This window comes from Cupriavidus basilensis OR16 (assembly GCF_000243095.1).
GTDB lineage: Bacteria > Pseudomonadota > Gammaproteobacteria > Burkholderiales > Burkholderiaceae > Cupriavidus > Cupriavidus basilensis_D.
Genome location: NZ_AHJE01000358.1, coordinates 1 through 654 on the forward strand (window position 1 = coordinate 1; position 654 = coordinate 654).

The following is a 654-nucleotide window of genomic DNA, read 5'->3' on the forward strand; positions in this document are numbered from 1 at the left end:
ACGCGTAGACGCTGTTCGTGCGCGAACGCCAGAAGCCGACCGCCTCGATCGTGCTGCAGCTCTATCCGGGCCGCGCCATCGATGACGGCCAGGTCGCCGCGATCGGCCACCTGGTTTCGTCCAGCGTGCCGGAACTCACGCCCAAGGCCATCTCCATCGTCGATCAGCACGGCAACCTGCTGTCTGGCAGCGGCACCAACGAGCGCATGCTCGATGCCGGCCAGATCAAGTACGTGCAAGCACTGGAGCGCAACTACGCGCAGCGCGTGGAAGCCATCCTGGCGCCGATCCTCGGCCAGGACAATGTGAAGGCGCAGGTCACCGCCGACGTGGATTTTTCCATCGTCGAGCACACGGACGAGTCCTACAAGCCTAACCAGGACCCGACCCGAGCCGCCATCCGCAGCCAGCAATCGAGCGAGTCGAGCCAGCAAGGCGCGACGCCGGTTGGCGGCGTGCCTGGCGCGCTGTCCAACCAGCCGCCCGCACCGGCCACCGCCCCGATCGCCACGGCCCAGCCGCCGCGCCCGGGACAGCCGAACCAGCCCGGGCAGCAGCCCGGCCAGCAAGGCCAGGCCGGCCAGGCCCAGGGCGGCGCTACCGCCACGGCCCAGTCCGGCCCGAGCAGCAACCGCCACGACTCCACCACCAACT

The 654-nt window shown here is 69.6% G+C and carries 1 pseudogene; it reads left to right on the top strand.

The features are described from left to right. Nucleotides 1-8: 8 nt before the first annotated feature. Nucleotides 9-654 (top strand): annotated as a pseudogene (gene fliF / locus OR16_RS39125) (flagellar basal-body MS-ring/collar protein FliF); the annotation flags it as partial.